At 71.6% G+C, this 6,869-nt stretch carries 8 protein-coding genes and 1 tRNA gene; 4 read left to right on the forward strand and 5 right to left on the reverse strand.

Going from position 1 to position 6,869, the window contains the following annotated elements:
- Window positions 1–132: 132 nt before the first annotated feature.
- Genes A6Q79_RS09335 through A6Q79_RS09345 form a run of 3 tightly spaced genes read left to right on the forward strand, consistent with a single transcriptional unit; the run spans window position 133 to window position 3,633 of the window.
- Window positions 133–1,983, forward strand: coding sequence for an Ig-like domain-containing protein (locus tag A6Q79_RS09335; protein WP_144433649.1), 1,851 nt, complete (start codon window positions 133–135; stop codon window positions 1,981–1,983).
- 26 nt (window positions 1,984–2,009) lie between these two features.
- Complete coding sequence (locus A6Q79_RS09340; RefSeq protein ID WP_067854724.1) at window positions 2,010–2,708, forward strand: response regulator transcription factor; 699 nt, start codon at window positions 2,010–2,012, stop codon at window positions 2,706–2,708.
- Window positions 2,701–3,633, forward strand: coding sequence for a histidine kinase dimerization/phospho-acceptor domain-containing protein (locus tag A6Q79_RS09345; RefSeq protein WP_317697935.1), 933 nt, complete (start codon window positions 2,701–2,703; stop codon window positions 3,631–3,633). The genes A6Q79_RS09340 and A6Q79_RS09345 overlap by 8 nt, the downstream gene beginning before the upstream one ends.
- On the opposite strand, the gene rplA is transcribed toward A6Q79_RS09345, so the two are convergent.
- From rplA to A6Q79_RS09370, 5 genes are all read right to left on the reverse strand, one after another.
- Window positions 3,537–4,253 carry a 50S ribosomal protein L1 gene (gene rplA, locus A6Q79_RS09350; protein ID WP_067854716.1) on the reverse strand — a complete coding sequence of 239 codons (717 nt, stop codon included), beginning with the start codon at window positions 4,251–4,253 and terminating at the stop codon, window positions 3,537–3,539. The genes A6Q79_RS09345 and rplA overlap by 97 nt on opposite strands.
- Window positions 4,254–4,335: 82 nt before the next feature.
- Window positions 4,336–4,764 (reverse strand): 50S ribosomal protein L11, encoded by a 429-nt coding sequence (gene rplK / locus A6Q79_RS09355; protein WP_067854713.1) that lies wholly within the window; start codon window positions 4,762–4,764, stop codon window positions 4,336–4,338.
- A 73-nt stretch (window positions 4,765–4,837) separates the two neighbouring features.
- Window positions 4,838–5,662, reverse strand: coding sequence for a transcription termination/antitermination protein NusG (nusG, locus tag A6Q79_RS09360; protein WP_067854710.1), 825 nt, complete (start codon window positions 5,660–5,662; stop codon window positions 4,838–4,840).
- Between the two features lie 30 nt (window positions 5,663–5,692).
- The gene (secE, locus tag A6Q79_RS09365) at window positions 5,693–5,914 is read right to left on the reverse strand and encodes a preprotein translocase subunit SecE (protein WP_067854707.1); all 222 of its coding nucleotides are present in this window, start codon (window positions 5,912–5,914) and stop codon (window positions 5,693–5,695) included.
- 45 nt (window positions 5,915–5,959) lie between these two features.
- Window positions 5,960–6,035, reverse strand: a tRNA-Trp gene (locus A6Q79_RS09370).
- Window positions 6,036–6,556: 521 nt separating this feature from the next.
- On the opposite strand from A6Q79_RS09370, the gene A6Q79_RS09375 reads away from it, so the two are divergent.
- A partial coding sequence (locus A6Q79_RS09375) for an NUDIX hydrolase (protein ID WP_317697939.1) occupies window positions 6,557–6,869 on the forward strand: 313 nt, incomplete at its 3' end.

The following is a 6,869-nucleotide window of genomic DNA, read 5'->3' on the forward strand; positions in this document are numbered from 1 at the left end:
ACCGTCGGGCGCGGGCCGAGCAGGTGCTGGCACCGTCGAGCGTCGCGCCCGCCACCCCCTGACCTGCTTCGTGGAGCGCGCGTGACCTGCGCGTGACCGTCCTGTGGAGCCCCTCTTCGTAGCGTGGGAGACATGCCGATGAACGCCCGCCACCTCGCTCCGGCGCCTGCCCGGCGCCGCCTGCCCCTGGTAGGTCTCGTGGCGGTCCTCGTCGCCGTCGCGGTCTCCGCGACCGGCTTCTCGTCGGCGACGTTCACGGCCCGCACGATGAACTCCGTTAGCACCGTGACCGCCGCGGCGGACTGGACGCCGCCCACCGTGGCCGTCACCCCGCCGACCGGCGGCAGCGTGAGCGGCACGGCGACGATCGCCGCGACCGCGAGCGACGCACAGTCCGGGGTCGCGCAGGTGGTCGTGCAGTACCAGGCCGCGGACGCCGCCACCTGGACGACGCTGTGCACCGACACGACGGCGCCGTACTCCTGCGCGTGGGACACCCGCACGGGCACCACCCCCGACGGTCCGTACGACCTGCGCGCGGTCGCCACCGACCGCGCCGGCTACAGCACGACCTCCGACGTCGTCCGCACCTACGTGGCCAACAGCTTCGCCATCGCGCTGTCGCCCGTCGCCGACGCCGTCAGCGGCACCGTCACGGCGACCATGACCGTCTACAACGCGGGCCTGCCGTTCGGCACACCGCGCCTGGAGTACGCACCGGCCGGCTCCGGCCGCTGGACGACGGCCTGCACCGGGGTCCTGCTGGTCTCGAACGTCGCGACCTGCCAGTGGAGCACCGCGAGCCTCGCCGACGGGTCCTACGACCTGCGCGCCGCGGTCGTGGCCGGCGTGACGACCTACACGTCCGTCGTGCAGACCGACGTGCTCGTCGACAACACCCGCCCCACGGTCACCATGGTCGACCCCGGCACGCCGCTCAGCGGTGTGCGCACGTTCGCGGCGACGGCGTCGGACGCCGGAGCGGGCGTCGACACGGTCGACCTGCAGTACGTGGCGGGGACCTCCGGCACCTGGCGCTCGCTGTGCACCGTCACGGCCGCTCCGTGGTCGTGCCGCTTCGACACCACCGCACTGCCCGACGGCACCTACTCCGTCCGCGCCGTCGCGACCGACGGCGTCGGCCTGCAGACCACCTCCGCGGTCGTGACCGGACGCGTCGTCGACAACACCGTCTCCTCGGTGTCGATGACCGACCCGGGCACGTACCTCACCGGGACCGTCACGCTCGCCGCGAGCGCCAACGCCCCCGCCGGCGCGACGTCGGTGCGGATCCAGCGCGCCGTCGCCGGCAGTGGAACCTGGACCGACGTGTGCACCGACACGACCGCGCCCTACAGCTGCGCCTTCGACACGAGGACGGTCGCCGACGGCAGCATCGACCTGCGCGCCGTGCTGCTGGACGCCCGCGGCACGACGACCGTCTCGAGCATCGTCGCGGGCCGGGTCGTCGACAACAGCCCGGTGCGCGCCCTCGACGTGCAGGCCGCCAACGGCGGCGGGACCGTGGGCCGGCTCGACAGCGGCGACACCGTCACGCTCACGTACAGCGAGAAGGTCTCCCCCGCGTCGCTCGTGGCCGGGTGGGACGGGACGGCGCGGGCCGTCACGGTGCGGCTTCGCGACGGGGCGGTCTCCTCCGTCGGCTTCGGCTCGAGGGACGACACGCTCGACGTGCCCGGCCTGAACCTCGGCAGCATCAACCTGCGGGCCGACTACCTGAAGAACGGCAAGACCCTGCAGTGGAACGGGACCGTCACGGCCAGCACCGTCACCGTGGGCACGGCGACGCGCACGGTGGTGACGATCCGGCTCGGTGCGGTGAGCTCGGGGACGGGCCTGCGCACCGTGACCACCGCGGCCACGATGGTCTGGAGCCCCTCGGCCAGCGCCACGGACCTGACCGGTCAGAAGTGCTCCACCGCGCCGGCCACCGAGACCGGCACCGCCGACCGAGACTTCTGAGGCGGACCGACCGTATGCTTCCTGAGATGTCGCCCACCCTGCTGGTCGTCGAGGACGACGACCAGATCGCCGCCCCGCTCGTGCGCACCCTGGAGCGCGAGGACTACGTCGTCGAGCGTGTCGCGACCGGCGGCGAGGCCCTCGAGCGGCTCGCCGCCGAGACCGTCGACCTCGTCCTGCTCGACCTCGGCCTGCCCGACGTCGACGGGCTCGAGGTCTGCCGGCGGGCCCGGGCGTCCGGCTACGACGGCGGCGTCATGATCCTGACCGCGCGTGGCGGCGAGCTCGACCGCGTCGTCGGCCTCGACGTCGGCGCCGACGACTACCTGCCGAAGCCGTTCGCCCTCGCCGAGCTGCTGGCCCGGGTGCGTGCCCTGTTGCGGCGCACGGCGCGGACCGCACCGGCCGTCCCCGACGACCCGGTCGCCGGCGGCGTCCGGGTCGACCGTGACACGCGCCGCGCCTGGGTCGACGGCACCGAGCTCGGGCTGACCGTCAAGGAGTTCGACGTGCTCGCCCTGGTCGAGTCCGCGGGCGGGAGCGTCGTCACGCGCGAGCGCGTGATGGACGAGGTGTGGGACGAGAACTGGTTCGGCTCCACGAAGACCCTCGACACGACGATCGGACGGCTGCGCCAGAAGCTCGAGGACGCCGACGCACCGGCGCGGCTCGTCACCGTGCGGGGCGTGGGCTTCCGCTGGGAGACCGGCGGCGCCGATGCGTGAGCGGCTGGTCGCAGCGTTCGTCGGCCTGGCCCTGCTCGTGCTGCTGCTGTCGACGACGTCCGACCTCGCCGACCACGGCGTGCTCGCGCACGTGGCCGCCGCGCTCGCAGCCGCCGTGCTCGCGGGAGTGGTCGGCCTCGTCGCCGCCCGGCACGTGACCCGACCGTTCGACGACCTCGGCCGCACCCTGCAGGAGACGACCGACCGGCTCGACGGCCAGGTCGACCGCGAGCGCGCGATCGCCGTGAGCGCCTCCCACGACCTGCGCACCCCGCTCACCGCCCTACGCCTCTCCCTGGAGGACCTGACCCGCTGGGAGCAGGTGCCGGCCGAGATCACGGTCGAGCTGGAGCGCGCCATCGGCGAGGTCGACCGGCTGGGCGCGGCGGTCGCCGACCTGCTCGAGGAGCGACGCGACGTCAGCACGGCCGAGGAGCTCGACGTCGACCTCGTCGCGCTGACCTCCACCGTCGTCGACCGGTGGCGCGAGCCGCTGTCGGACCAGGGCCGCGGGCTGGTGCTGGGCGCTGCGGCGCCCGTGCGGGCGCGCGTGGCCTCCGAGCCGGTGCGCCAGGTCGTCGACGCCCTGGTGGCGCACGCCGCCACCCGGGGCAGCGGCACCGTGACCGTCGACGTGGCGCAGCTGCGCGACGTCGTGCACGTGCGCGTCGGCGACCTCGGCGGACGACGGGTGCCCGTGGGCATCCTGCACGGCGACGACGCGGCCGCCCAGGACGCGGGCCTGACCGCCGCGGCCCCCACCGCCGAGGCCGTCGGCGGCTACCTGACCGCGTCGGCGGAGGGGGTCCTGGGTGGGACGACGCAGGCTCAGGCCTCGTCGGCCGCCGCGAAGTTGCGCAGGTGCGACGGGTCGACCGGGACGCCCGGACCCTGGGTCGTGGAGACCGTGATCTTCTTCAGGTAGCGGCCCTTGGAGCTGGCCGGCTTGAGACGCAGGATCTCCTCGATGGCGGCGCCGTAGTTCTCGGCGAGCTGCTCGGCGGAGAACGAGGCCTTGCCGATGACGAAGTGCAGGTTCGCGTGACGGTCGACGCGGAACTGCACCTTGCCGCCCTTGATGTCGCTGACGGCCTTGGCGACGTCGACGGTCACCGTGCCGGTCTTGGGGTTCGGCATCAGGTTGCGCGGGCCGAGGACGCGGCCGAGGCGACCGACCTTGCCCATCATGTCGGGCGTGGCGACGACGGCGTCGAAGTCGAGCCAGCCGCCGTTCACCTGCTCCACGAGCTCGTCGGCACCCACGTGGTCGGCGCCGGCCTCACGGGCGGCGTCGGCGTTGGCGCCGGTGGCGAAGACCAGGACCCGGGCGGTCTTGCCGGTGCCGTGGGGCAGGTTGACGGTGCCGCGCACCATCTGGTCGGCCTTGCGAGGGTCGACCCCGAGACGCACGGAGACGTCGACGGTGGAGTCGTAGTTCTTGCTGCCCGACTCCTTGGCCAGCGTGGTGGCCTGGAGCGGGGTGTAGAGGGCGTCGCGGTCGATCTTCTCGGCGACGGCGCGGTACGCCTTGCTGCGCTGTGTCATGTCTGGCTTCCTTCGGTTGTGCACCAGGTGTGGTCTCGCGGGCCCAGCCGGCCCTGCCACGTACTGCTCGGTGGGGGGTTGGTCAGTCGGTGGTGACGCCCATGGAGCGGGCGGTTCCCTCGACGATCTTCATGGCCTGGTCGATGTCGTTCGCGTTCAGGTCCGGGAGCTTCGTCGTGGCGATCTCGCGGATCTGGTCCTTGCTGAGCTTGCCGACCTTGTCCTTGTGCGGGACGGGCGAGCCCTTCGCGAGGCCGGCGGCCTTCTTGATCAGCTCGGCCGCGGGCGGCGTCTTCGTGACGAACGTGAACGAACGGTCCTCGTAGATCGTGATCTCGACGGGGACGACGTTGCCGCGCATGGACTCCGTGGCGGCGTTGTACGCCTTGCAGAACTCCATGATGTTGACGCCGTGCGGGCCGAGCGCCGTGCCGACGGGCGGCGCGGGGTTGGCCTGGCCGGCCTGCAGCTGCACCTTGACGAGCGCTGCGACCTTCTTCTTGGGAGGCATTCTTCTTCGGGTCCTTCTGGTGGATGGGTGGTGCGGGTCGAGGTGGCGGACGTCGGCCGGGCCGACGTCGGGGTCACACCTTCTGGATCTGGGTGAAGCTCAGCTCGACCGGGGTCTCGCGACCGAAGATCTCGACCAGGGCCTTGACCCGCTGAGCGTCGAGGTTGATCTCCGTGATGGTCGCGTGCAGCGTGGCGAACGGACCGTCGACGACCATGACGGAGTCGCCCGTCGCGAAGTCGGCGAACTCGACCTTGGGGGACGAGGCCGTCTGCTGCTGCTCGGGGGCGTCGGCCGCCTGCTGGGCGACCTCGGCCTCCACCGCCGGGGCGAGCATCTGCTCCACCTCGGCGAGGCTGAGGGGCACGGGCTGGTGGGAGTTGCCCACGAAGCCGGTGACCGACGGCGTGTGGCGCACGACGCCCCACGACTCGTCGGTGAGGTCCATGCGGACCAGGACGTAGCCGGGCAGGACGGTGCGCTTGACGAGCTTGCGCTGGCCGTTCTTGATCTCGGCGACCTCCTCGGTCGGGACCACGATCTCGAAGATGTAGTCCTCGGCGTTGAGGGAGGTGATGCGGTTCTCGAGGTTCGCCTTGACCCGCTTCTCCATGCCGGAGTACGTGTGCACGACGTACCAGTCGCCGATCTGGCTGTGCAGGCGCTCGCGGAACTCCGCCAGGGCGTCGACCGGGGCGGCGTCGACGGGGGCGTCGGCCTCGAGGTCGGCGTCGACCTCGGCCTCGTCGGCCTGGTCGGTGTCGACCGTCTCGTCGGGTGCGTCGAGCGTGTCGAGGTCGTCGGTGGTCTCCTCGACCTCGGGCGCCTCGTCGGCGGCCTCGACGTCGGAGAGCTCCTCGACCTCGACGGGGCTCGTCTCGGGGGACTGTTCAGTCACAAGGTTCCTCTGCGGGTGTGCGTCTGGGGTTCACGCGAAGACGGCGAACATCGCCTTGCCGAACCCGTAGTCCAGGCCGGCGACGAACGCCATCATGATCAGGACGAAGACGAGCACGACGAAGAAGTAGTTGACGACCTGCGGTCGCGTGGGCCACACGACCTTGCGCAGCTCCGCGACGACCTGGCGGTAGAAGGTCAGCGGGGAGGTGCGCCGCTCCTTCGTGGCCGACGTCTCGTGGCTCTCGCTCACGGTGTTCCCTTCGTTGGATCGTGCTGGTCTGGTGGTGCGTCGTGCTGGCACGGCACGAGGGACTTGAACCCCCAACCTTCGGTTTTGGAGACCGATGCTCTGCCAGTTGAGCTAGTGCCGTCTGCCGGTGACCCTGGTCGACCACGCCCGTCCTGCAGGCAGGGACGAGGGCATGACGAGACAGCGTGACTTTCTCACCGGTCAGACCAGTGTACGGGGTGGGAGGCGGCGGAGTCGAACCGCCTCGGGACGGACGGGCCGGTGCGCTGCCCGCGGGTTCGTCGACGTCGCCGGTGCGCCGGGTGCGGTGGGCCTCGTCCCGCTGCTGCGCTGCCTGCCTTCGTCGTGACCTTGGTGGGGGCCGGCCTCGGATCTCGGGCTGTGGCCCGCGTGGACGCAAGAATCTGCGTTCGCGTGCGGAAGATCGAAGGCTTCTGCGTTGACTACGGGATCCCGTCGTGAACGCAGAAGCGTTCGACCGGCCGGCCCCCTCGTCAGTGGATTGCACCCGGCCACCCGGTCGAGGCACTTTCGGAAGCCACCCCCAGCGCGAGCCGAGCAGCGCAGCAGCAAGGTCACCCGGCGTGAACACAATGTGCGCGACTGGCCGGTAACCGGCGGGCGGGCGTATGACTGGGGATCGTGACTCACTCGACGACCGAGAGCGCGGTCGGGGCCTCCCCCGCGCCGAACGTGTCCCACTCCATCACCGTCCGCCTGGAGGTGCCGGCCGGCGGAGTGGAGGACGGTGAGGTCTCCGAGGAGGCGGTGCTCAGGGAGCTTCAGGAAGAGATCGGCTACACCGCCGACAGCCTGCTGCACCTTTCCAGCTTCTGGGTCGCTCCCGGCTGGGCCACCGAGTATATGCACGCCTACCTGGCCACTGGACTGAGGGAGTCCCGGTTGGACGGCGATGAGGACGAGAACATCGAGGTGGTGCGGGTGCCCTTTGACC

Source organism: Aeromicrobium sp. REDSEA-S32_B7, assembly GCF_001626145.1.
GTDB lineage: Bacteria > Actinomycetota > Actinomycetes > Propionibacteriales > Nocardioidaceae > Aeromicrobium > Aeromicrobium erythreum.

Excerpts from the sequence above, each read along its gene's own strand:
- A6Q79_RS09335 (WP_144433649.1), top strand. The coding sequence starts at position 133 with ATGCCGATGAACGCCCGCCACCTCGCTCCGGCGCCTGCCCGGCGCCGC.
- A6Q79_RS09340 (WP_067854724.1), top strand. The coding sequence starts at position 2,010 with ATGTCGCCCACCCTGCTGGTCGTCGAGGACGACGACCAGATCGCCGCC.
- A6Q79_RS09345 (WP_317697935.1), top strand. The coding sequence starts at position 2,701 with ATGCGTGAGCGGCTGGTCGCAGCGTTCGTCGGCCTGGCCCTGCTCGTG.
- rplA (WP_067854716.1), bottom strand. The coding sequence starts at position 4,253 with ATGACACAGCGCAGCAAGGCGTACCGCGCCGTCGCCGAGAAGATCGAC.
- rplK (WP_067854713.1), bottom strand. The coding sequence starts at position 4,764 with ATGCCTCCCAAGAAGAAGGTCGCAGCGCTCGTCAAGGTGCAGCTGCAG.